Annotated in this window: 25 protein-coding genes and 1 pseudogene; 14 read left to right on the top strand and 12 right to left on the bottom strand. The window is 60.0% G+C overall.

The genetic code is table 11. The features are described 5' to 3' along the window. Positions 1 to 44: 44 nt before the first annotated feature. Complete coding sequence (locus IVB42_RS19225) at positions 45 to 674, bottom strand: NYN domain-containing protein (protein ID WP_247470991.1); 630 nt, start codon at positions 672 to 674, stop codon at positions 45 to 47. Between the two features lie 246 nt (positions 675 to 920). On the opposite strand from IVB42_RS19225, the gene IVB42_RS19230 reads away from it, so the two are divergent. Continuing rightward, a complete protein-coding gene (locus IVB42_RS19230; protein ID WP_247470994.1) occupies positions 921 to 1,163 on the top strand; it encodes a hypothetical protein in 243 nt (80 codons plus the stop codon). 147 nt (positions 1,164 to 1,310) lie between these two features. Here the strand turns inward: IVB42_RS19230 and IVB42_RS19235 are convergent, their stop codons facing one another. Beyond that, positions 1,311 to 1,667, bottom strand: coding sequence for a PRC-barrel domain-containing protein (locus IVB42_RS19235; protein ID WP_247470996.1), 357 nt, complete (start codon positions 1,665 to 1,667; stop codon positions 1,311 to 1,313). Beyond that, entirely contained in the window at positions 1,648 to 1,974 is a 327-nt protein-coding gene (locus IVB42_RS19240; protein ID WP_247470999.1) for a carbohydrate porin, read from the bottom strand. Before IVB42_RS19240 ends, IVB42_RS19235 begins: the two co-directional genes overlap by 20 nt. A 159-nt stretch (positions 1,975 to 2,133) precedes the next feature. On the opposite strand from IVB42_RS19240, the gene IVB42_RS19245 reads away from it, so the two are divergent. Genes IVB42_RS19245 through IVB42_RS19255 form a run of 3 tightly spaced genes read left to right on the top strand, consistent with a single transcriptional unit; the run spans position 2,134 to position 2,924 of the window. Continuing rightward, positions 2,134 to 2,283, top strand: coding sequence for a hypothetical protein (locus IVB42_RS19245; protein ID WP_247471002.1), 150 nt, complete (start codon positions 2,134 to 2,136; stop codon positions 2,281 to 2,283). Between the two features lie 27 nt (positions 2,284 to 2,310). After that, positions 2,311 to 2,499 carry a hypothetical protein gene (locus IVB42_RS19250; RefSeq protein WP_247471005.1) on the top strand — a complete coding sequence of 63 codons (189 nt, stop codon included), beginning with the start codon at positions 2,311 to 2,313 and terminating at the stop codon, positions 2,497 to 2,499. 17 nt (positions 2,500 to 2,516) lie between these two features. Continuing rightward, complete coding sequence (locus IVB42_RS19255; protein WP_247471009.1) at positions 2,517 to 2,924, top strand: hypothetical protein; 408 nt, start codon at positions 2,517 to 2,519, stop codon at positions 2,922 to 2,924. 33 nt (positions 2,925 to 2,957) lie between these two features. Here IVB42_RS19255 and IVB42_RS19260 read toward each other — a convergent pair whose 3' ends face one another. Then, positions 2,958 to 3,362 (bottom strand): hypothetical protein, encoded by a 405-nt coding sequence (locus tag IVB42_RS19260; RefSeq protein ID WP_247471012.1) that lies wholly within the window; start codon positions 3,360 to 3,362, stop codon positions 2,958 to 2,960. 316 nt (positions 3,363 to 3,678) lie between these two features. Next, a complete protein-coding gene (locus tag IVB42_RS19265; RefSeq protein ID WP_247471015.1) occupies positions 3,679 to 4,785 on the bottom strand; it encodes a histidine kinase dimerization/phosphoacceptor domain -containing protein in 1,107 nt (368 codons plus the stop codon). 162 nt (positions 4,786 to 4,947) lie between these two features. Between IVB42_RS19265 and IVB42_RS19270 the strand changes: the two genes are divergently transcribed. Next, complete coding sequence (locus tag IVB42_RS19270; RefSeq protein WP_247471073.1) at positions 4,948 to 5,163, top strand: hypothetical protein; 216 nt, start codon at positions 4,948 to 4,950, stop codon at positions 5,161 to 5,163. 376 nt (positions 5,164 to 5,539) lie between these two features. Beyond that, positions 5,540 to 5,761, top strand: coding sequence for a hypothetical protein (locus IVB42_RS19275; RefSeq protein WP_247471018.1), 222 nt, complete (start codon positions 5,540 to 5,542; stop codon positions 5,759 to 5,761). 148 nt (positions 5,762 to 5,909) lie between these two features. Here IVB42_RS19275 and IVB42_RS19280 read toward each other — a convergent pair whose 3' ends face one another. Continuing rightward, positions 5,910 to 6,119 carry a hypothetical protein gene (locus tag IVB42_RS19280; protein WP_247471020.1) on the bottom strand — a complete coding sequence of 70 codons (210 nt, stop codon included), beginning with the start codon at positions 6,117 to 6,119 and terminating at the stop codon, positions 5,910 to 5,912. A 143-nt stretch (positions 6,120 to 6,262) separates the two neighbouring features. Here IVB42_RS19280 and IVB42_RS19285 point away from each other — a divergent pair, with 143 nt between their 5' ends. After that, positions 6,263 to 6,445, top strand: a complete 183-nt coding sequence (locus IVB42_RS19285; protein WP_247471023.1) for a hypothetical protein — start codon at positions 6,263 to 6,265, stop codon at positions 6,443 to 6,445. A gap of 174 nt (positions 6,446 to 6,619) precedes the next feature. On the opposite strand, the pseudogene IVB42_RS19290 reads toward IVB42_RS19285, so the two are convergent. The 4 genes and pseudogenes from IVB42_RS19290 to IVB42_RS19305 form a co-directional block, all read right to left on the bottom strand. Next, a pseudogene (locus tag IVB42_RS19290) lies at positions 6,620 to 6,879 on the bottom strand (Ku protein); the annotation flags it as partial. Next, positions 6,880 to 7,668 carry a GGDEF domain-containing protein gene (locus tag IVB42_RS19295; protein WP_247471026.1) on the bottom strand — a complete coding sequence of 263 codons (789 nt, stop codon included), beginning with the start codon at positions 7,666 to 7,668 and terminating at the stop codon, positions 6,880 to 6,882. It abuts the pseudogene before it with no gap. 751 nt (positions 7,669 to 8,419) lie between these two features. Beyond that, a complete protein-coding gene (gene mobF / locus IVB42_RS19300; protein WP_247471031.1) occupies positions 8,420 to 11,263 on the bottom strand; it encodes a MobF family relaxase in 2,844 nt (947 codons plus the stop codon). Then, on the bottom strand, positions 11,260 to 11,526 hold the full coding sequence (locus IVB42_RS19305; RefSeq protein ID WP_247471034.1) for a hypothetical protein: 267 nt from the start codon (positions 11,524 to 11,526) through the stop codon (positions 11,260 to 11,262). The genes mobF and IVB42_RS19305 overlap by 4 nt, the downstream gene beginning before the upstream one ends. Before the next feature lie 242 nt (positions 11,527 to 11,768). Here IVB42_RS19305 and IVB42_RS19310 point away from each other — a divergent pair, with 242 nt between their 5' ends. Next, a complete protein-coding gene (locus IVB42_RS19310; RefSeq protein WP_247471038.1) occupies positions 11,769 to 12,227 on the top strand; it encodes a hypothetical protein in 459 nt (152 codons plus the stop codon). Positions 12,228 to 12,246: 19 nt separating this feature from the next. After that, a complete protein-coding gene (locus IVB42_RS19315) occupies positions 12,247 to 12,951 on the top strand; it encodes a hypothetical protein (RefSeq protein WP_247471041.1) in 705 nt (234 codons plus the stop codon). A 541-nt stretch (positions 12,952 to 13,492) separates the two neighbouring features. On the opposite strand, the gene IVB42_RS19320 is transcribed toward IVB42_RS19315, so the two are convergent. Next, entirely contained in the window at positions 13,493 to 15,199 is a 1,707-nt protein-coding gene (locus tag IVB42_RS19320) for a type IV secretory system conjugative DNA transfer family protein (RefSeq protein ID WP_247471045.1), read from the bottom strand. Between the two features lie 305 nt (positions 15,200 to 15,504). Here IVB42_RS19320 and IVB42_RS19325 point away from each other — a divergent pair, with 305 nt between their 5' ends. Together IVB42_RS19325 and IVB42_RS19330 are read left to right on the top strand one after the other, a co-directional pair. Then, a complete protein-coding gene (locus tag IVB42_RS19325) occupies positions 15,505 to 15,870 on the top strand; it encodes a hypothetical protein (protein WP_247471048.1) in 366 nt (121 codons plus the stop codon). 80 nt (positions 15,871 to 15,950) lie between these two features. Beyond that, positions 15,951 to 16,733, top strand: coding sequence for a hypothetical protein (locus tag IVB42_RS19330; protein ID WP_247471051.1), 783 nt, complete (start codon positions 15,951 to 15,953; stop codon positions 16,731 to 16,733). Positions 16,734 to 16,889: 156 nt separating this feature from the next. Here the strand turns inward: IVB42_RS19330 and IVB42_RS19335 are convergent, their stop codons facing one another. Further along, entirely contained in the window at positions 16,890 to 17,093 is a 204-nt protein-coding gene (locus tag IVB42_RS19335) for a DUF736 family protein (RefSeq protein ID WP_247471076.1), read from the bottom strand. Between the two features lie 485 nt (positions 17,094 to 17,578). Here IVB42_RS19335 and IVB42_RS19340 point away from each other — a divergent pair, with 485 nt between their 5' ends. From IVB42_RS19340 to IVB42_RS19350, 3 genes are read left to right on the top strand one after another with little or no spacing between them, the layout of a single operon-like run. Next, the gene (locus IVB42_RS19340; RefSeq protein WP_346732223.1) at positions 17,579 to 18,331 is read left to right on the top strand and encodes a Hachiman antiphage defense system protein HamA; all 753 of its coding nucleotides are present in this window, start codon (positions 17,579 to 17,581) and stop codon (positions 18,329 to 18,331) included. Continuing rightward, positions 18,315 to 21,377, top strand: coding sequence for a DEAD/DEAH box helicase (locus IVB42_RS19345; protein ID WP_247471056.1), 3,063 nt, complete (start codon positions 18,315 to 18,317; stop codon positions 21,375 to 21,377). The genes IVB42_RS19340 and IVB42_RS19345 overlap by 17 nt, the downstream gene beginning before the upstream one ends. After that, a complete protein-coding gene (locus IVB42_RS19350) occupies positions 21,377 to 21,850 on the top strand; it encodes a hypothetical protein (RefSeq protein ID WP_247471060.1) in 474 nt (157 codons plus the stop codon). The genes IVB42_RS19345 and IVB42_RS19350 overlap by 1 nt, the downstream gene beginning before the upstream one ends. Positions 21,851 to 22,021 lie beyond the last annotated feature (171 nt).

A 22,021-nucleotide genomic window follows, 5' to 3' on the forward strand; every position in this document is an offset into this window, starting at 1 on the left:
GTCGGCGAACCGGACTTGCGCTCGAAGCCCGTGAGCTCCGCGAACTACGGAATGAGTTCGCCGGGCTCCGCACCCGGGGACGCAGTGGTGGCGCGCCGCGCGGCGGGGCTGCGGATATCGGCGCCTTCGCGGGTCGGCGGTCGGCCGGCGGGGTCCCGCCCGATCTTGGCTCGCAGCTCCACCAGGTCGGCGAAGACGTCGGCCTGGCGGCGGAGCTCGTCGGCAACCATCGCAGGCTGGCTGGCGATGGTTGAGACCACAGTCACCCGTACGCCGCGGCGCTGCACGGCCTCGACCAGCGACCGGAAATCGCCGTCCCCGGAAAACAGGATCATCTCGTCGAGTTCGCCGGCGAGCTCCATGGCTTGGACCGCGAGCTCGATGTCCATGTTGCCCTTGACCGTGCGTCGGCCGGAGGAATCGACGAACTCCTTGGTCGGCTTCGTCACGACGGTGTAGCCGTTGTAGTCGAGCCAATCGAGCAGCGGGCGGATCGAGGAGAATTCCTGATCCTCGATGACAGCCGTGTAGTAGAAGGCTCGGACCAGGGTACCCCGGCTCTGGATTTCCTTCAGAAGGCGCTTGTAGTCGATATCAAACCCCAGCGTCCGCGCGGCGGCGTGAAGATTGGCGCCATCGATGAACAGCGCGATCCTGCTGGGTCGGGATGACATTGTCGCGGCTCGAACTGGGTCCGGTGCGGGAGCGCTCCCGGACGGATCTATGGGCAAAAATGGAGTTTGGGTTGGGGCGGCGTTGCCTGGCCGCTCACTCGCATTCTTTGCGCTACGCCAAGAACGTGAGCTCCGACCAAGAAAGGCTATATCCAACAGTTCGAGCTTTCAAACCATTTTTCATGAATACTTGAACCTGCGTCCCGCTGCAAAGACAATGCAATAGGTCACGGAGCAACGCCGCCGATGCCGTACGAGCTGCCGCTTTTTGAAATCCGGCTGAGAACCGCGCCGCCGGGCATGCAGGTGGCATCTCTGCACAACAGAGGGCGCGCCCTCATGCAGAGGTCGGAGCGCAGCCGGGCGGCCGCCGGGTACCAGGCGAATCGCGCGCTGTTTCTGATGCTGCTCGCCTCCGCATCTCGTTTGGCGAAGCTTGAAAATCCCGGCGGGAGCCTCGCGCGCCGAAGCCGATCGTCAGCCGATTGACACCTGGCCTGCCGACGGACTCAAGCGAACCACAGTCGGCCGCGAGTTCCTCCCCCAGGCTTAGCGCCGACCAGACGTCGCAGGTCGCGAAGCCATTTCCTGATGAAGTCATTCGAAATCGGCGGCGGCCCCGGTCGCCGGGATCGGTTAGAAGCCGGAATAATAATCGTTCACCGCTCTCGTCCGTCCGGGGTCCTCCCAATTCCAGTCGTTGTCGTTGCCGTATTTCGGCGCTCCCTGCAGCCTTTCCGCGGTGAGATTGGTCCGGTAGCCGCCAAGCGCCGTGTCATACTGCAAGGATTGCCATGGCAGCGGGTAATGATCGTCGCCGATTCCCAGGAAGCCACCGAAGCTGAGAACCGCATAAGACACTTGGCCGCTGACCTTGTCGATCATCACGCGCTCGACCGAGCCGATCTTCTGGCTGTCGGCGCCGTACACCGCGGTGCCCTCGACCTTATCGCTGCCGATCAGCGTTCCTGTTTCACGTCTTTCCGTTTCCATCGTCTCCTCCTTTTGGCAACATCGATGCGAGATAACGGAGGGTGCCGGATGCTCGTTCCTTCGAGATTGGAGCGCGACAACCCGTCGCCGTGATCTGGGCCATGTTGGCGTGAAAGGTGAGCTTGTCGATCCCGACGAGCTTCTGCAGATCGACGTCGACAGCGAGGTTCAGGCGGCCTTCGTAGATCGTGCCCTGTTTCGATCCTTTGGACGCGTTGCCGAGCACCCCGCCGATGTAGGTCGCCGCGAGATTCACGCCGTAGTTCTGAAAGCGGATTGGCAGAAGACCGAGCGTCTTCTCCTCCATCTCGCTCTCTCCCGTGTCGCGATCGGCCGGCTTGGGGATCGAGACCGGCTGTCTTTAGGAAGCGGGGCAGCTACTCTGACCACTCGCGGGTCCGGCGCGGGCTCATCATCGATGCGATGGGAGGCACGGTTATCCCGGCCCAGGGATAGGCGCAGTCTAATGCGCGCCGAAGAAGTTGTTTGGGATTGCGCCATAGGCCACCTGCCCGATCGAGCGCCAGCTGACTACGTCACCGTGAACGCCGATCCCAAGGATCCGCGAAATCAGCAATTCAATATTCCGAATTCCAAAAGCGAAAAATTGAGCTAGGATCGGGCTTTCCGCATGGGGCATTTCATGTTCGACACCTCCACTTCCGCGCTTTTGCGCGCGGTTCTCGACGACGTCTGCGAGAGTGATGTCCGGGCGCGCACCCACGTCGCCTCGAGGATTCTGGAAGCCGCTACCGGCGGAGAGATGTCGCCCGAAAGTCTCAAGCAGGTCGGACGCCAATCTCTCTTGCAAGCGCCGACCATGTGGCGCTGACCGGAGGAGGAGGCGGGGTGAATTTTCAAGTCACGGTGCTCAAGATCCTGGTGAGCTATCCGGATGGATTTGCCGTGATGGACGACCTCAAGCGCGACATGGCGATCCTGGTGACCAGCGGTCGGGACTGGGCCGATCGCACGAAGCGGCTGGCCGCGCGCGTGCCGGACCTGGACATCTTTTCGCAAGGCTTGGTCGCGCGCGAAAGTGGCGGCTGGAAGATCACCGTCAAGGGGCGGATGGTACTGGAGTTCATGGAGGCGCGCCCGGTCGGCGACCGGGCCATAGAGACGGTACCAGCCGTAGACGCGCCGCTGCCGCCGCTGGTGCAGCCGGCCGAGCGGGCGAGGCGGCGTCGCGAACGTCGGGAGCGTGCGCGCGACGCGCGTGAGCGGGCGCGGGCGAACGCTTCCTCCTCTGCCTAGCGGCCCCGTTCAGAACGCTCCTGGAGCCGTAGCTCATCGCGGCGAGGAGAGCGCGCGGATTTGTTCGTCAGCGTCCGGAACCGCCGACTCCGGATCACGGTGGCACCGCCCAAGTCGCACATCGGTGGATTCGGAACGGCTGCCCCACGGCCAAGCAATCGAGCCTTTGCCACGGCAACGAAATCGCGCTTCGCGCATTGGTCGGCGGGACAGGGCATCGAACCAGATGACGCCATGGCTCGAAGCAAGCAGTTCCTGCTGGAGCAGATTGCCCGCGCGCAGCGGTTCGCGCGAGCGATGAATACCGACGCCGATCGGGAAAGATTCGAGAAGACGGCGGCCGACCTGCGACGCGAATTGGATGCCGTTGAAGCGGCGGAGGGTCGGTCGTCCGCGGTCGGCGAAGCGAATCCATCGTCCCAGGAGCAGGCGGTCCAATTGAACTCGTCTGCGCAGCCGGCGCCCGAGACTGCAGATCAGGAGGCAGCTGCACCAGCGGCGAGTTCGGGAGGCGATCAGGGCCCAACGACGGACTAGCCGCTCTCAAGCCGTTCTGGCTGTGCTTCACGCGACGACGAGGTTCGGTCCGACAGAGGCGTAGAAGCGGTGACCGCCAGTCCGAGACGGATATCGATCATCATGCTCTCGGATCGTGCTCTGATTTGCCCTGCGATGATTGGTTGCGCGTGATGTACGAACCGGGGTCGTGGACGGGCGATCCTCCACCGAGCGGATCGGCTGGAAACAGTCTTCCTCAAGGATGACCTCGTGCGGCGGCCTTTCGATCGACGTTCATCGTTACCCGAACGCCCCGGCCTGGCGCGGTTTGGACGTCGAAGTCCGTTTTTGCGCTTTCTCTGAGAGTCTGGACGATAAGCGCGCCGATCTTTCCCGGAACCGGCCAGACGCCGCCTTCGGGCAGACCAACGCCGTCGTCGGCGATGACGACACGATAGCGGTCCTCGCCGTGGCGCACGCATTCGACCGTGATCACGCCGCGGTCGCGGCCACCGAAGGCATGTTTGAAGGAGTTGGTCAGAAGCTCGTTCACGACAAGGCCCACAGACAGCGCTGTGTTGACCGAGACCGGCGCGTAGTCCGTTTTCTGATCGAGCCGAATTCCCTCGACGGCGCAGGTATTCATGACGGCGGCGGCGATCTGGCTCAAATAGTGGCCGAGATCGACTTCGTCTCCCGCGCCGTCGTTGGAAAGCGCCTGGTAAAGGAGGTGCAAGGACTCGATGCGGCCAGCAAGCGTCTGCAGGTTGACCTTTTCGCCCCTCCTTTCGTTGCGCGCTTCGAGCCGTATCAGGGCGACGATCAGTTGCAGATTGTTCTTCACGCGATGCTGCAGTTCCCGCAACAGGATGTCCTTGTCGCGAATCCGGCGGGCATACTCCTCGCGCTCCGCGCGCGCCCGGTCGGTTATGTCGATCAGCGCGGCAATGCGGTAGTTTTCGCTCCCGTCCTCGTTCTGAATGAGGCCGGAGAAGGCCTCGACGACTAGCGCTTTTGGATGCTCCGCCCGAAAGGTGCCGAGAAACTCTTCTCCGCTTCGCAGCATCGCCAGGTCCAGCGTGACCTTCGAATCTTTTTCGTCCTTGAACCCGGCCAGGATCGACCAGCCCTTGCCCGCGCAATCCGTGTCCTGCTCCAAGAGAGTTTCGAATGCTTTGTTCGCGTAGCAGATGCGCTGATCGCCGCAAAAGAATTTCGAGACAACTATGGCAATGGGGATGTAATCGAGGAACTGCTTGAATTCTTCCGTCTCGATGGCCTTCGAGAGTTCTGTCGAGTCGAACAGATCATTGATCTGCTGGGCGGTCTCGGACAGCTCCGGATCAGGTTGCTCGGAGGACATCGTCGGCTCTTTCCTCGACTTCGTTGCGCTGCTTCGGCACCTCGTTTCCATGGCCGGCATTCACCTAGCGGGCCGTGGCGGAGGCGCTTGTGCGGCGGATGCTACGGCCCGCGCGCCCCATCTGCAATCGGGAACGGAATGCCGCCGGATCGATTGATCGGCATGACCGAACGAGTGATCTACGAAAGCAGCAATGGCGATGTCTGGCTCTTGTCGCGCGAGCCGGTGTCGAAGATGCCCGCCGTGAAGCACCGGCCGAACGTCAGCTCTGGCGGCCGGTCGTCCTATACGGAGATCGGCAACTTCCTGCGAAATGGGGCCAGTGGCCCGGAACACCAGGCGCTGCTTCAGCTCATCGGCACCCTACTCGACGGCTGACCCGCCGGGCCCGCGCGCGATGTTCGTGCAACGGCGGGAGTTTGCGGTCTCTGAGACGAGGCGGTCTGCGCGGTCGGACCTGTCGGCGCTCGCCGGGGCGGGCCCGAGGCGGCTGCTGCAGTCTGGCGTTTAGCAGTTTCACAATTCAATTGCGCTTCATAATGAGGAACCGAACAGATGCATCCTTTGTCAGCTCCCGATTTCGCCGGCGGCGCTGGAGCATGCAGGAGCGAGACGGGTTATCAGATAGCGAAGGTCGTAACGAGGGGGGCCTTGGGCTGCCTAGAAAGGAGTTGTTGTCGATGACGATGATCGCCCCAAACATGCGCTCGCGGATAGGCCCATCACGCTTAGCCAGCCAGACGGCGGCCGACGCTTGAAGAAGCCGGCAAAAACCCGGGAAGAACTAGAGGCCGCGATCAGGCTGGAAATGGAGGATATCAGCGAGCTGCCGACGGATCTCGCTATCTCGGTCGTGCCGCACGAGGATACCTGGAAGGTCGCGATCATGACGGATGGACCGCAAGATCCGGGTCGCACCGACATGATCGCGGCGATCGCGGACAGGCTGCGCAGCCAGTTCGACCTCAAAGGTTGACCTTTCCGCGCGGATCTCTCGGGCTCTTCATCGAACGCCTTCGACAGCGGTCTGCCGCCTTTCGCTTGCGCAGGGGTTGCGCTCGCACGACGGCGAGCTGAGAGAGAGAGGGGCCTTCGGATGGCCCGCGTAAGCGCTGATCGCGCTTTCAGGCCTCGCCGGGCCCGGTGAAGACCGACGCCGGCGGCGTGATGCGTGGCACCGGCAGCGGGCGTTCGGCCGCTCCGGACCGCAAGGGCTCGCCCTTTGCGTCGTACCGCTTGGCGAGGTCCAGCAGACGACGCCGAGTGAACGGGTCGGCCTTGTCCGCGAGGATCCGGACCCGCTGGGCGAGACCCCGATAGAACTCCTGCTCCATGACGCACTCCCACGACATCACTGCCCAGAGTTGAGTACGTCCTTACCCGGGGAGTCAAGACGCGGTGCCGCCGGAAAAACTTTCGGCATCCGCTTGAGTCGGCGCCGTCGCCGGAATTAGAGTTGCGGTGCGGGGGAGATCCGATGGCAGTGCTTTTTTCGATCAGGAAGGCGTGTCCGGTCTGCGGCAAGCCGATGGTTGCCGTGCCCGATACCGTCGACGAGCGGCAGGTGCGATACGTTTGTGCCGCTTGCGATGGCGACCCGCTGTGCGACCCGACCGCCCGCAAGTGGGCAGACAGTCCGCTGCGCCCCCCGACGAAGTAGTTATCGGACGCCCGCCCCGGGCTGATCAAAACGGCGTGGGACGCGCGCGGCTGCCGACGCTCTTCAGGAGGTCTAGGGCTGGCCTCAGACCTCCGGTTCGGGACGGCTCGGGCTCCAACAACCCCTCGGTTCGGACAATCCGTTGTCCATCCTCGACTTTCGCCCTTCGCCACTTCGCGGTTTCTTGGCGGGCTTGCCCGCCTTCGCCGGCGGGGCCTCCTGACCGACGCTCCGCCGCAGCGCCTCCATCAGGTCGACGACGTTGGTCGCTGCGGGCTTCAGCGCGGTCTCGTGGTGGTCCTCGAACTTCTCGGGATCGAACCGGCCGGCCTTCTGATTCACGATGTGCCTGGCGAGATCGAGCATGTCCTTGGTCACTTTGACGTCCTGGATCTCGTCGAAATACTCGCGCTGCGCACCTCGTAGGGGTACCGCTACGCCGCTACCGAGTCCGCCAGAACGTCCGCCCGGACCACGCGATTGCGACCTCGGTGTTTGGCGGCATAGAGCGCCTGATCGGCCATGCGCATGACCTTGCCCAGATCCATTTCGCCATGGGACTGGGCGAGCCCGATGCTGATCGTCACGTTGGTCGAGGCACCTTCGCCGACGACTGCTTCGGCGGCGCAGGCCTGCCGCAGACCTTCGGCGTATTGGGCAGCGCGTTCCCTGGATACCCCGGTCATCACAACGGCGAACTCCTCGCCGCCATGCCTTGCCACCAGCATCTGCCTTCGCTCGGCGAAGGAGCACAACACCTGCGCGACCGCGATGAGCACCTTGTCTCCGAAGTCGTGCCCGAACTGGTCGTTGATCGCCTTGAAGCGGTCGATGTCGCACATCAGCACCGTGGTCGGCAGGTTAGCATCGCGCGCCTTGGTGAGGGCCGATTCGGCAGCCTGGTCGAAGCCACGTCGGTTGAGCAGTCCGGTCAGCTGGTCGGTGCCGGAGATTCGCTGCAGCTCGGCGCGCGTCAGCGCCAGCTCGCGCATCGTCAGCGCGGACCGGTAGCTCAGGGCGGCCGTCAGCAGCCCCGAAATCATCATGCTGATGAGGATGGACGATTTGGTCACGAAGCCGACGCGCACCAACGCATCCGGATCGGGTCCGAACTGCAGGAAGCACAGGGACAACGTCAAGAGGACTGTCAGGCCGACGCTCACGGCAGAGCGGCCCATCGTGTGGCGCAGCGCGTCCCGGTGCGTAATGATGTCGTTGGCCATGGCTCTGCCGCCGTAAAGCGACCAGCATCCGCCCCCTCACCTTCACGGCAGGTTAAGGTACGTTCCGCTGCGCAGACGCCATTAACGCCGGCTTAAAGACGAAGCTCAATTTGCGATGGCCCGCCTTGAAAAGCGCAGCGGCCCGGCCGCAGACTGTGAATGCTGATTGAATAGTGCCCCTCATCGGCACCGTCGGGACCCCTTCAAGCCATTGATTTCGCAATACGGGATGGCGTGACCCCCACGCCGATCACGGTCGAGACCCCGCGCCGAAACACATTCTGCCGCCCCAGGTTGAAACGGACCGTCCCAAGCGGCCTCGAATTCGGCCGAGATTGGCGGCCGGACGGGTCAAATCGGTGGTACACGGCGGTGGTCACAAAAGTCGACCGGGCTTTTCGAAAATCCTTGTTTTTCGGCGGTTTTCGCGCATTTCCAGCATCGGGACAGGGAGTCCCAGTCTCTCCGCCATTCGCACGGCCGGCGGCCGCGTGTGTCCGTGCGCCGCGGCCGCATCATGTTCTGCCATGTAAGCAGATGCGCCGGTCCCCTTTCAAAGCACCTTCTTCGACCTCGGTACGTCGGCCCGAAGTCGCGATGCAAGGTTGTTCAGAACTCCGGCCGAGCTGTAAAAACGTTGCGCATGCCTCGGCTAAGGCAGCGCGTCACTCGACTTTCTTTGGCAATATTGTCTTCTGGCTCCGTCTGGCAATGATTGAGGGCGGCGCAGGCGTAGTCACGTCCGCTCATCTCAACGCCCCCGGTCCCATTCGCGAGCTATCGCGCGCTCTTTGACCCTGAAATCTATACGGCTTTTAATCGCTTGAACGGTCTGTCGCACGCGTTGTGCGATATCTTGCCTGATGTCGCGCGCACTAACGATCAACCGCCAAACGGGGATGATGAGAGAGCTGTCAGCTGCCATTTCGCGCGAAGCCTCCAACATCCGCCGTGCTGCCCGTGCAACTCGACCGAGATTGAGGGATCCCGCTTCGTGTCGCATTTCAACTTGCCCGGTCCGTGCGAATTCAATGCGATCGTCAGCGAAATCCACAACGTTCACCTTTTCTGCGTAAGCTGTCGCTTCCTTGAAAAGCCGCTCACGAATTGCAGCCTCCCCTGGAGCCTTCCTAGGGTCGAGTTGGTGCTTGGCTACAGCAGCTTCAAGTCGGTTGCGTTCGGCGACAACGTAAGCATCGATCTTGTGTCGCGTAAGTCCGACATAAACCTCCCGCGCGTCCGTCGGCTTCGCCACGTACAGCACCGCGGCAGCCGACGTTCGGCCTTGCACGGAATACGCCGTGCCCGCATAGGCCAGCGAAATACGTGGCGGCCTGGGTGGACCTTCGGCACGCTCGCGAGCTAGAGCTTCCCATTCCGCTTCGATCATGCGCCCGTCGTCGAGCCGAACGGCGAGTTTCACGTAAGCGCCGTCGCGCCGCAGGCGTTCGATTGTACCACGTGTCCCGTTGCGAATGCGGAACTGGGGCAGATTTTCACTGAACCGGATGAGGTCACCTTGGGCAAACTCAATCGGGCCAATCTTCTTGTCACGGCCAACGGCAAGTAGGGATAGATCCTGACCCACCAGGCGCCCTTCAGAACGCAGGACCGCACGCGCCGCTCTATTGAGAGCTGCGGCATCAGAATTCCGGCGCGTGACGATTAAAACATCTTCACCATGCGCGCGGCGATAGTTGCTCCACATCTCGATCACGCGAGCTTGCGCCTTCGCTTCGCCAGACACGAGCTCGAGCTTCCGATGTTGCGCATAGGTACGCAGACCAGCGTGGGAATCACCTCTCGCCATCACCATCGACGCCGCGCGCTGCCACTCCACCGTTTGTCGACGCACTTGCGATAGAACCGCACCGCGCGCGATCACATCGGAGATCGCTCTTAGCGCACTACCTCCAGGCACGGCCTGGAGCTGACGGCGGTCTCCGAGGCACACAACCTTTGCGTGTGCTTTATGTGCCACCCTTAAGACCGTTTCGAGATCCTGCACGCCGGCCAAGCCGGTCTCATCGACAACAATCAGTGTATTGGCATCGATCCCGGAGCCGATTTCGCGCTCATGGTCGTATCGCCATTTAGCGATAGCGCGTGCTTCAATGCCGCAAGATTTAGAAAGTTCGTCGGCAGCTACCCAGGTGGGTGTTAATCCCAAAATTTTGAGGCCGGAGCGCTGGGCAGATTCGACCAGCGCCTGCGTCATCACCGTTTTCCCGGTGCCGGCGGGTGCCTCGCATATGGTCACCCCATCGCGATTGGCGGCAAACCTGATAGCATCGGCTTGTTCCTCGGACAGATAGGGCGCGTTGGCAAGCGCCGTCTCAAGTGCTTCCGGCTGAAACCAATCCTGCTCATTTAAGCGATCCGCCGATCGTAGTAGGCTTGCTTCGGCCGCGGCGATAGCTGGCGTGGTCCAACACTCTGCCTTTTCTCTACCCGCAAGCTTACGAACAATTCCACGTTCCTCGTGCAACCGCAGCTCTGCCCAAACCTGGTCTATGCTGACCGCGCGAATCGCCGCCTCGATGAAGGCTCGATGCAACAGCTCCTTGCGGTTAATCACACTCTGATGCCGGAAGAGCTTCGAGGCGGCAACCGCAACCGGACCTAACCCCGCGATTTCTGGAGGATCAAGGTCGCGTTCGACGACGGCGTCGACCTCTCGACCGGGCACGAAGTCGCGCACCGCTCCCCATGGATCGGTTCCAGTTTGCGCGAGCTCTTCTTTCCAGCGAGCCTCCAGGATCTCACCCACGGGGACTTCATCTTTTGACCCGCGCGTTGCCAGCGCTGCCAACTCCTTTTGCGCGCCGGTCGCGTCCCGTCCGACAAGCTCCTCTATCTGGCGCGACCGCTTCGAGAACGTCTCAATTAAACTTTGTGGGATGCCGGCGATCTCGAATTGATTGCGTCCAGCTTCGCGCAGCGAAAATCCGATAGCCGCCAAACGGTGGGCCAACGAGGCCCTGAACGCCGCGCCAAGGACGAGTTGGTGCTCGAACAATTTTTCGGGCTCAAGGGTGCGATATTTTTCACCGGATCGAGCTGCGTTCATTAAAACGGCGTGCGTATGGATGGTGGGGTCCCCCTCACGCGAGGTGTAATGATCGAAGCGCCCTACGATAACGTCGGCGGCAGGCTCGCGGATATAACCGCCTGGACCTAAGCGGACTTCTACGAGGCGTTCGTCCACTAAGAATCGGAGAGCATCCTCAACCGCACCGCGGTGCAGCGCATGGAGCGCTGCACGCTGCTGCTCGTCTCCCGCCATCCACAAAATGGATAGGGATTTCGGGGCAGAGAACGTGATGTCCCATCCGGCTCGATGCTTCGGTCCGGCACCGCGGACGAGTCGCTCCCCGGTGCGCGGATCAATCCCCGCACAAAGATCTCGAAAGCTCTCCTTGTCGATCGCAGCACCGTGCCGAACAATCGTTTCGCCCGTTGTCCACCAAACGCCGCCACCGTCCCGAATGTAGTACTCGTCCCGGCTCCTCGGGCGCGCCTCGCGATTGGGATCGTTGACGTAGTACAGACCGGCGTCGCGGCCGGCACCCAGCGTATGGAGCGAGGCGGTCATAACTTCGGAGGCGAATACCGGCAGATACTGGACACCTCGACGCCGCCCCCAGCGGAAGCCTCACCGACAAGGCTCGCCAGATCCAAAAGCCCCTGGTCGACCGTGTCCAAGCGATCGAGGAGCGCGACATACCGAAGAGCGATATCCAGGTGCTGCTCAACGCAATGCGCAATCAGTTCGGCCGGCGCAATTTTCGCTACCCGAGCGGCCTGTTCGAGCCGCTCGGAAAGCTTCGGCTCGATCTGCACCCTGTAGGTTTGCATGCGCTCTCCCAGCAATTCGCAATGATGGCAACTTGACCGCTGCCTTGGGCCGTCGCATGAGATGGGCCGTGCATCAAGCCTCGATTCGCTGCCCTATCCCATTGTGGTTAGTGGATGGCAACTTTAGTGCGTGTGGTGTGAAAACCAACTTCAATAGTAATGAACTAGCAAAGTGACTAGTAACTACTAGCATGACTAGCACTGGCTAGTACGGCCCTAGCGACCTATCGTCCGGGGCGTCAATGCCCCTGGATTCCAAAAAGCTCCGCCGCGACGCGCTGCGCCTGCAGAAGGCGCGCGGGACGCCGTCCGTCGGCCGGGAAACCACCGGCACGTCAAGGGCGGTCCGGGAAGCCCTTCCGACTATCCACCAGCTTCGTAAAGACGGAGTGTCGTGGGCGGTGATCGCCCAGGCTCTGGCCGAGCAGGGCGTCATCCAGGGCAAGGATCGCATCCCTCTAACCACGGGTCGTCTGACGGCGCTTGTCACCCAGATTGAGGCACAGCAGCGCAAGAAAGCCCTCAAGGCCGGTCCCCGCGACAGATGCGACACGGTCGAGCACGCTGCCGTGAAACGCCTGTCCCTCTCTCCGGACCTCGTTAGCCCCGCAGAGACCCCCAACGACTTCCAGCTCGCGACAGAAGAAGACCTCAGGCGCGCGGCTCTGGAAAAACTCCAAACCGTATTGAAGAAGGAATGAATAAATGCCCAGAATTCTGTTGATCACCCAGGAGAAGGGCGGCGTTGGCAAGACGGTTTTTGCCCGGGCTCTCGCGGAGGCGGTCGACGGCGCACCCGTGTTCGAAATCGACGCGAGCCGCCGCATGCATGAGCTTGGCGACCGTGTCAGCTTCTTCAAGATGAGGGCGACGCGAGAAGACATCGAACGATCCGGCGGCAAGGCGTCGCGGGCAGAGTTCGATGCCGTCATTGACGCAATCGCGCAGACCAAGACGTCAACGGTCGTCGATGTCGGTGCGAATACCTCTATGACCTTCCTCACAATGTTGTCCGATATCGCTCCCGCCCTAGCCGACGAGGGTCTCGAGTTTGGCGCCTGCGTTGTCGTGACCAACGAGCCCGGTGCGCTCGCGGAGGCCCCCAAACTGCTATTGGTGGCAAAGCCATGGACGAAAGCACGCTTCTTGATCGAGAACCGACTTCACGGCGGCGTCGATGCAGCTTGGCTCAAAAAATTCAGCGACGTCGCCAAGGCTACGTCGTTTGAGAACCAATCGCTGGAAGACGGCGCTGATGAGTACCTCCAGGCTGGCGGCCTTCTTATGATAGGCAAGCTCGATCCGGCCAAGCTGCGGGAAAAGCACGGCATTGCCTCCGCTGTACGAATCCGCAAAGATCTCGAGCGCTTTCGTCTCGAAGCCATGCAGGCCGTACGCCCGGCAGCTGAGTGGCTCGTCGGATGAATAAGCGCCTACACCAGCGTTACCAGACGGCAGAAAAACGCGCGGAGGCGGCTGAGGCAGAAGTTCATAGCGCTAGTGAACGCCGCCTGGCTGAACTGATGAAGCTACCGCCAGTGCGCCGGTTGAAAGCAATTGATGACCCGCTGCTGACGCCCAACGATCGACTGAGGTTACGAAGCTCGATTGAGGCTAAGCTCAACAATCGAAGCTCGCGCCGATCAATCAGACTGCCCAAGAGATGGTCGTTTCGGAGAATGCTGGGATTATTCCGATACGCGCCAGCGTTCATGATCCTAACCGCCATTGTATTGCCCGCGGTCACACTTACGTATACGGCTTGGAAGAACACCTACGAAGTCGTAGCGCTATCACGGCCGCTCACCTTCCTCTGGACACTTCCAAACGGAACCCAGGAGCGAAAGGAGATATCCGGCAATCTCGCCATCAGGCGTCTGACCCCGCCATCGGCTGTCGCTCGACGTTGGATCCAGAAAGTTGGCTACGCCACCGCAGAAATTCAGTACCCCTGAAATCGATACGATCAATTCTGTCCGACCGGCGCGACGAATTCTGCGAGACCCTCGAAACGCGCGTCCTTGTAGGCGAGGGTTCGACGCAGTTGAATTGGGTCAGACGTATAGGCCCGACTGGTTAGAAACATGACCTGCCATTGATGCAAGAATTTCGGCAGCTCGCTCGGCGGCACCAGACGAACCGCCTCGGGCGAACGAGTCTCGTTGATGCGCCCGGTGCCCGAGTCACGAGCCGTCGTGGCTCTCACCCCTGTATAAGTACCGATAGCTCTGGACCAATGCTCCATTTCGTCGGGCTGGGCTGCCGATAAATTGAAAAGATTGACCATCTCGGCCGTGCCGATAAAAGTCTCGGCGCCGGCGGCGCCATAGGTCCCAATAAGCTGGTGTCGGGATTGCCAAAAGGTCCATAGCGAAATTCCATAGCCCGGCAATTCACCGGTCCCATTTAATATCGCATCATATCGTCCGAGCACGAAGGCCTCATCAATAAAAACGATGATGCGCTCAGCGGGCCTGCCTTGGCGGACTGTAGCGAACAGGTCGGACAGCAACCAACGAACGTAAGGCGCCAGCGTTTCCTTCCGATCATCGGCCGGCAGCACGATAAACAAGTCGACTTCACCGCTTCGCAAATCGGCCAGTTCGAATGTATGGTTTTGAACGGCAGCCTGCATGCGCTCGTCTCGCAACCATTGCATTGCTTGCTCCGCTGTCGAGAAGATATTTTGGCGGCCTTCGTCCTTCATGGTCAGAATATTGCGCGCGGCAACCGAAATTTGATCAGTTCGCTTTGCGAGCGCGGAGAGGAAAGCCGGTTGATCCATCAGCAGGTTCGCGGCGCTGACCGGGTCGGCCTGATTATTGCGGATGGTCGCGGTGATCGAAGCCACAATTAGGTCGACAGCTCGGTCTTGAAAGTAAGAGTTATTGCCAACGCTGCGATCGCTAGGCGGCAAGAGCGCCCGCGCCATGCTCTGCAGATAGAGCACGTCATTGGGATCCACACGCGGTAATGGATTCCATCGATCCGTGCCGCCCGCCAAACCTAAAGGATCGATGCACCGGACCGTCTTGCCAAGCTCCTCTCGACGACGACGCGTTGCACGAAAAGCATCGCCTTTAGGATCGATAACGACGGCCGGGCCGGCCCAAGCGCCATCTTCCGGAAATACCAAGTTAGGAATGATAAAACCGTTGGTCTTGCCGGTGCGGGGTGGCGCAATCGTCAAGAGATTGCCTTCCACCTTGATGCGGATCGGGCGGCCGGTATCAGGGTCTTTTCCAATTTCTAGCCCGCTGTTCAACTGAGCGCGATCTCGCCCGGAAGCCCACTGCGCGGCACCAAACATATTTGTGGGATCGCGTAGCGGTACGAGCTTGCCACCGAGGATGGACAACGAGCTCAAAGAGATCGTTCCTATTCCAAGTGACATAGCTTCGACGAAGCCACCTCCTGCGAAAGCTGAGGAGTTGCCGAAAAGCATATCGATATACGTTCCGAATATAAGACGAAGATTGATGCTGTGGTGAATCTCGACTTCCGTCGACCACTCTCGGAACCACGCGATCGGCGTCAGGGATAGGTTGTCTGGCCAGGCAGCCGAGCTCCAACCATGCTGAACAACGAATGCTAGTGGAAAGCCGAAGATAAGAGCGAAAATGATGATTGTGACAGCGACGCAGATGCGAGCAAATCGATATGGATCGTGCATCCGATACTGATAGTCGGCGAGATGTTAATAATTGCTGGTGACGGTAGGAGCAAACGCAATAAGGACCGCAGACGCTCCGACATCGAAACGCTCCATGTACCACGTCTTCGGAGGCAGGCCCGACCACAATCGGATGATTATCGCGAATTTGCTTCTTTGACTTAACTGCGCGTTTGAACCCTTTTTCGTAACACACCGCGGTCGAGAAAATCAGACAAACGTCATTCGACACAACCCTGGTTCAAGGCGCTGCGCAAGCCGGTAGTCGTGGACTAACCTGACTTTGATTTTGCAAAGAGTAAAACATGTCTCCAGATATCTTTATCCAACTGCTCGGACGAAATCACGAATTGGCTAGATCAACTGCACTTTCCGCGCTGAAGTGCGCTATTGCCAAAGGTGCTAAACTCGACGACATCCCACGGATTGCTGTTGACACCATACACTCAGTGCAAGCCTGTGTTGATGAAACCGACTCGGAGTCCCTGCGTAGTGCTGTCGCCGCACTTGAGACGGATGGCTTCTTCTTTCGTAACATTGAGGACGGTGGCACGCCTTGCCTTAGGGGAAGCTTGGGCATCAATGATTGGATTCGCATCTACCATGGCGAGCATGGAGTGCACTTCAACGTCGAAAGCGCTGCGCAGCTTGAGCTGAGGCGGTCAAATTAGAAAAGCACCGATAGGTACGGACCGACGCCTTACCGCTTGGTGCTAAAGCGTCCGGAAGTGTTTCTTCCTGGGAACAGATTATGAGTCTCGTTAAAGTACTTTACCGTATAGATGCCGCAAAAGCCGGCCCATTCACTTCAGCTGTGAACGATGCACAGCGGCTCCTCCCCGAAGGAGGCCGCTTTACGGTTAATGAAGCAGTTATGGGCGCGGTTGGGCGTATGGATAAAGCTGGTTTTACAGAACTGCTGCCACTTCTGTCTAAAGCCAAACTGCCGTTCCCAGTGACGTGGATTGAGTGGCCCAAACCAGGCGGTGGAGGCAGCATCGGATATCTCTGTCAAGAAATTGAAACCGGGGGATTCGCCTTCCGTCAGTACTTGCATCTGCGCCAGATGACAGGAACAAGCGAACTTCCAATCATGGGAACCTTCGGTTGGGTTCGCGTTGAACCCTCGGGCTGGAGTAGCGGAGACGCCGCTACCGCCCGTATGGGTGCGTCGACTCTGGAGAGAGCAGCGACTGACATCCTTAGTTTGCTGCTCATTATCAACAGTCCATCCCAGATCCTTGAGATCACGGACGCAGCAGATAACTTGCGTATCGATGCGAAACGGGCCAAAGAAGGTCGACCGCCACTGCCTAACTTGCGCACGATTCAGTTTGATATTGCCCGATTTCAGCGAGCGGTCCCCGATGAGGCTTCGACGAAAACTCAAACCGACGTGGCAGAGCACTTCGTTAGAGGACATTTTAAACGTCGCAAGACAGGACTTTTTTGGTGGTCCCCATTCGTGAGGTATCAGTTGGATGAGGAGCCAATAGCGGCACCTCGCGATTACACCGTTGTCAATTCCGGTTAGTACCGTGCACAGCGTAGTCAAGTCTGCTCTATCGCTTCGTCATTGTAATCAGCGCGACGTTCGGACCGGGACAAGGGACTTGTAGATCAAGGCGCGGCGGATCTTGCAGATTTGCTGTGCGCGCGCTTCTGTCAGGCGCGGTCCTATGATGTGAGATTAGTAGGACCGGCGCGGCTGCTGCAACCGCGGCGGACACGGCTCCATCAGCGCTGCGGCGCGACCAGATGAGCGCATGCTGGTCGGCTTCACTTTCGACCAGATGGCGAAGATCGGACTTGCGAAGGTCGGATCATCGAGCCTGACCGACAGATAGCTGCGGCCGCTCTTGCGGCACTTCTTCCAAGCGGCGCTCGGTTCGATGCTCCCCGAGAGGCCCCCGTAATCTGGGGCCTTGTCTGAGCTTGCGACGGGTACATGAACTTAAATTGCCAGGGCTTCATTGATCTTTCGCAGGCGACCGCGCCGACGAGAACGGCAAGATGTGCGGCCGGCGCTCGTAGGTCACGTGCGACTGTCAGATATTTGGGGAGGGTCGTCCTGCGCGGTCTCGCCTGGACCCCGAAGGCGACTGATTCGCCCGAGTAAGCTCGCTGCTCGCCCGGGCCGTGTTGGGCCCCACCCGCTTGCGAAGTGCCCTCCCCTCAGGGTCACGACGCGCGGTGTTGAAACGCTTGTTTTTTCGGTGGATTTCCTACGTCTGCTTCCCGAGCCCGCAGCTCCACCCTTGCATTGCGCCTCAAAAGAAGGCGTCGTTAGAGAGCGGTTGCGATAGTTGTCAGCCTTTTATCCTGAGTTGAAAGCAAGAATGAACCGGAGGGATTGTGCCTTTCTCAGACTGGTGCGACGTGGCAGAGGAAGAGGTCGGCGATCATAGCCTTATTACTCTGGCAGCCCGAGCGGCCGATCTCGAGGTCGGCTGCGACGCGACCGCACTCTGCGTCCCCTCGCATTATGCGTCGGAAGAACGCATGGCCGAGCTGCTGCGTCGGCTCGGCAAGAGTGCCGCTGCTCAGTTCATTGAGCAAAAACTTCCCGAAAGCAGCCGAATCCGATCGGGTGATTTGGGAGAAATATTCGCGACGGAATACATTTCAGAGAGATTGGTCTTCACCGTGCCCATCAAGCGGCTGCGCTGGAAGGACCACCGCGAAATGGCTATGCGTGGAGACGATGTTCTCGCCGTACATCTCCCGGACGATGACGAGAGCCCAATTGTGTTCTTGAAAGCGGAGTCAAAGAGCCGCGCCGCGCTGCAATCCAGCGTCATTGCTGAGGCTAGAACATCCCTCAACGCCGATGGCGGGCTACCCTCGCCTCACGCCCTGTCGTTTGTCGCGGACAGGCTGCGCGAGCTTGGCGAAACCGAGCTATCCGACATCATCGACGATGCGCAGCTGAAAGACGGCATCGGGGCTGACCAAGTCTGCCACATGCTTTTCGTGCTTTCGGGGAACGACCCCGCCAACCTGTTGCGCAACGAACTTCAACAATACTCGGGCACCATTGAACAATACAGCGTTGGCTTGCAGGTCGCGAACCATGGCCAATTCATTCAAGACGTCTATGATACGGTGATCGCCAATGGCGACGACGATTGACGAACTCCAGACCAGCATCCGCCAAGCTGTTGGCGCCGGCTTCCGAGGCCGCCTCCTGGACAGAGGCGAAGCGCGATCGATGATTTGGCGCGAAGGCGTCCTTCCGTCAGGATCGCCCGGATTCGCGCCTTCACTGTCTTACGATCTGATGTCCTATGCGTATGCACTGCTCGGCATGGGGCTTCGCCTGCGCGAAGCGGGCGGCGATGAGACAACCGCGCGCCAGGCGTTTGAACATGCAGCGATGGCATTGGAGTCTATGCTCCTGAGAGGACCGCGCCAAGACGCCGCGAACAGCTTTCATTATGTCGTCGCCTCCTCGGCCTATCACCTTGCCCGCTTTTCGGCGCGCGCTTTCTCGATGTTAACGCATGGACGGCGCGACGCATCGTTTTCCCCGATAGAGCGAAGCCTGTGCAATCTTATTCTTCGCGATCTGTCCGCACTCGAACAGGACATTATCGCATGGCGGGTGGGCGGCCCTGGGATCGACACCAGTATCTTGGAACGTCTCCAGGCAAGCTTCAATGAAGCGCCGCCCGCAGGGGCTCCGGCACCGGAAGACGGATCCTATGTTGCAGATGCGCTGGCTACCGCTGTCATCGATAATTTTCTCGCAGGCATGGGTCTCTTTCTTTTTGCCCTTGAGCGGGGCGATCCACAGTTCGTCATGCAGGCGCGCGAACGGCTGGGTATCGGGCTTTCGGTATGCGCAGAGGTGAATCTTCTGCCGCAATGGTGGGCCTACCGGCTTACCATAAACATGCTCGATGACCTTTGGTCCTCTAGTTTTCATGCGCGCCTCCCACTTCGCCCGAACGAACCCGATTCCGAAGCATGGTCGGATCTCAGGAAGCGGTTCGTGTCGGTTCTTCATCGGCGCCCCAGGGCCGAGGTCGATCTTTGGCCAAGTCAGCTCGACGCCGCGACAAAAGCGATACTCGAAGATGAAGCGCTCGTCGTGTCGCTGCCAACGAGCGCCGGTAAGACGCGGATTGCTGAGCTCTGTATCCTCCGCTGCCTTGCCGCGGGCAAGCGGGTGGTGTTCATCACGCCGCTCCGAGCCTTGTCGGCGCAAACCGAAACATCTCTTCACCGGACGTTCGGACCGCTTGGGAAAACCATCTCGACGCTCTATGGAAGTATCGGAACGAGCGACTTCGAGACGAATGCACTCGGCACCCGCCACATCGTGGTCGGCACTCCCGAAAAGCTTGATTTCGCGCTTCGCAACGATCCATCCCTCCTGGACGATGTCGGCCTGGTCATCTTGGACGAGGGACACATGATTGGACTAGGGGAACGGGAGGTTCGCTATGAAGTCCAGATTCAGCGATTATTGAAGCGCGCCGATGCGGACGAGCGCCGCATCGTTTGCCTCTCGGCTATTCTCCCGGACAACGATCAGCTTGATGATTTCGTCGCCTGGCTTAGCAGCGATGGTCCAAACAGCCTGATCAAGAGCGCGTGGCGCCCAACCCGATTGCGGTTCGGTGAGGTCACCTGGCGAAGGAACGACGATCCGCTAGAAAACCATGCGCGCCTGGATATTCACGTTGCAAACGAAAATCCCTTTGTCGAGCACTTCTTTCCCGTTCGGAAGGCAACGGCCGGGCGACGCCAGAAGCCTTTTCCTTCCGACCACCGCGAGCTCGTGCTGGCAACGACGTGGCAGCTTACCGGCGACGGGCAGACGGTCCTGATCTATTGTCCGGAGCGGCGTTCCGTCGAGCCTTATGCGACCGCCATTGTCGGCCTCCACAAATACGGGCTCATCACATCCGTGCTCGGAGACCACGCTAACAAGATCGCCATTGCTCTTGCCATCGGCACCGAGTGGCTAGGAGCGGATCACGACATCCTGAAGTGTCTCACGCTCGGCGTTGCGATCCACCACGGCGCGCTCCCCACGCCGTTTCGGAAAGAGGTCGAGAAGCTTCTGCGAGATGGTGTCCTCAAGGTGACGGTCTCATCGCCGACCCTGGCCCAGGGGCTAAACTTGTCGGCCACCACGGTCGTGATGCACGGCATCATTCGCAACAAGAATCTGATCGAACAGTCGGAATTTCGAAACGTCATCGGTCGCGCGGGGCGTGCTTTCGTCGATGTCGACGGCCTTGTCCTGCTGCCGTTCTTTGAGCCGCATAGCCTGCGCGCCGCTCAGTGGAATGGGTTGAAGGCAGGCGACAGGGGCCGCGAAATGGAAAGCGGACTTGTCCGTCTTGTTGTGACGCTCCTTCAACGCATGCAACAGAGCCTACGTGTTCCCATGGACCAACTCGTTGAATATGTGATGAATAATGCCGAGCCTTGGTCATTCCCCGCCGTAGTCGGCGAGACAGCACAGCAACAGGACATCGAAAGACGCGACTGGGAGCGCTATCTGACTTCGCTGGATACGGCGATCCTCAGTCTTGTCGGCGATAGCGACATTTCCGATGATGCGGTCGAGACCAAGCTCGACGAAATTCTCGCATCCTCCCTTTGGGAGCGACGCCTAGCGCGGCGTGACGAAGCGCGGCAAGCCGCCTACCGAAAGACTCTTGTTAGCCGCGCGAAATATCTCTGGTCGCGGTCCACTAGCACGCAGAGACGCTCCTATTTTCTCGCGGGCGTCGGCTATGAGACCGGAAAGCAGCTGGATCAGGTCGCAACTCAGGCCAATCAGCTTCTAATCGATGTAAACGGAGCCGTGCTCCTCGAGGAAACGGAAGACGCTATTGCGGCCTTCACAGCACTGGCGGAACTGCTCTTCGCCATTTCTCCATTCGCGCCGGAGATACAGCCTGCCGGGTGGCGCGACGTGTTACAAGCCTGGTTGCTCGGTGAGACGATCGCCGATCTTGCGGAGACGGATAGCGATGTCTTGCGGTTCGTTGAGGAGGCACTGATCTATCGACTACCTTGGGCGATGGAAGCGGTTCGTGTTCGAGGATTGTCATCGGGCGATACGTTTGCCGATGGCACGAGCCTCAGCGATTATGAGCTTGGCGTTGCCGTTCCGGCGCTCGAGACGGGCACGCTCAACCGAAGCGTGCTATCTTAATGCAGGCCGGGTTTACTTCGCGCCTTGCCGCGATCAAGGCGGTGGCCGATACCGGGGCCACATTCGAGAACGCCGTTGGTCTTCGGATGTGGCTTCTGTCCGATGATATTGCGCAGCGCTCGCAAGCCGCTGACTGGCCGACGGAAGCGAGCCATGAAGCATGGATTTCATTTCAATCGAGCTATGAGCCACAGGATCGGTCGGAATGGAAGTCCTGGACGTACTCGGATCACGCTCAATGGACGAGTCCCATTCGTATCCCAGCAGCCGGGTCGCCGGTGCGGATCGTAACCGCGCGGAACGGAGGTAGATATCAAATTCTGTCGCCTGATCATGAGCTCTTGGGTACCCTCGCCAATCCGCTCCATCCCGGACGGAAGGGACTGTTGGTTGCGAACGTCAACGCCGATCGCGCGCGCATCGACATGACGTATGTCGGGCCGACCGATCTGGTCCCCAGTCAACTGACGTAGCGCCCCGTCGCCATGTCCGTATCCGACCGCATCCTCACGAATCAGCCGGCACGCGGCGCATTCCCTTGAGGAGCCTGGCAGTCCCAACATGCTGGGCTTTTTCTGAATGTCCACGCTGGGAAGCTTTCTCTATCCGCCAAACACGTTGGCGGGCAAACCGTATGATGCAAC

This window comes from Bradyrhizobium sp. 45 (genome assembly GCF_023073155.1).
In the GTDB taxonomy this organism is placed as follows: Bacteria; Pseudomonadota; Alphaproteobacteria; order Rhizobiales; family Xanthobacteraceae; genus Bradyrhizobium; species Bradyrhizobium canariense_D.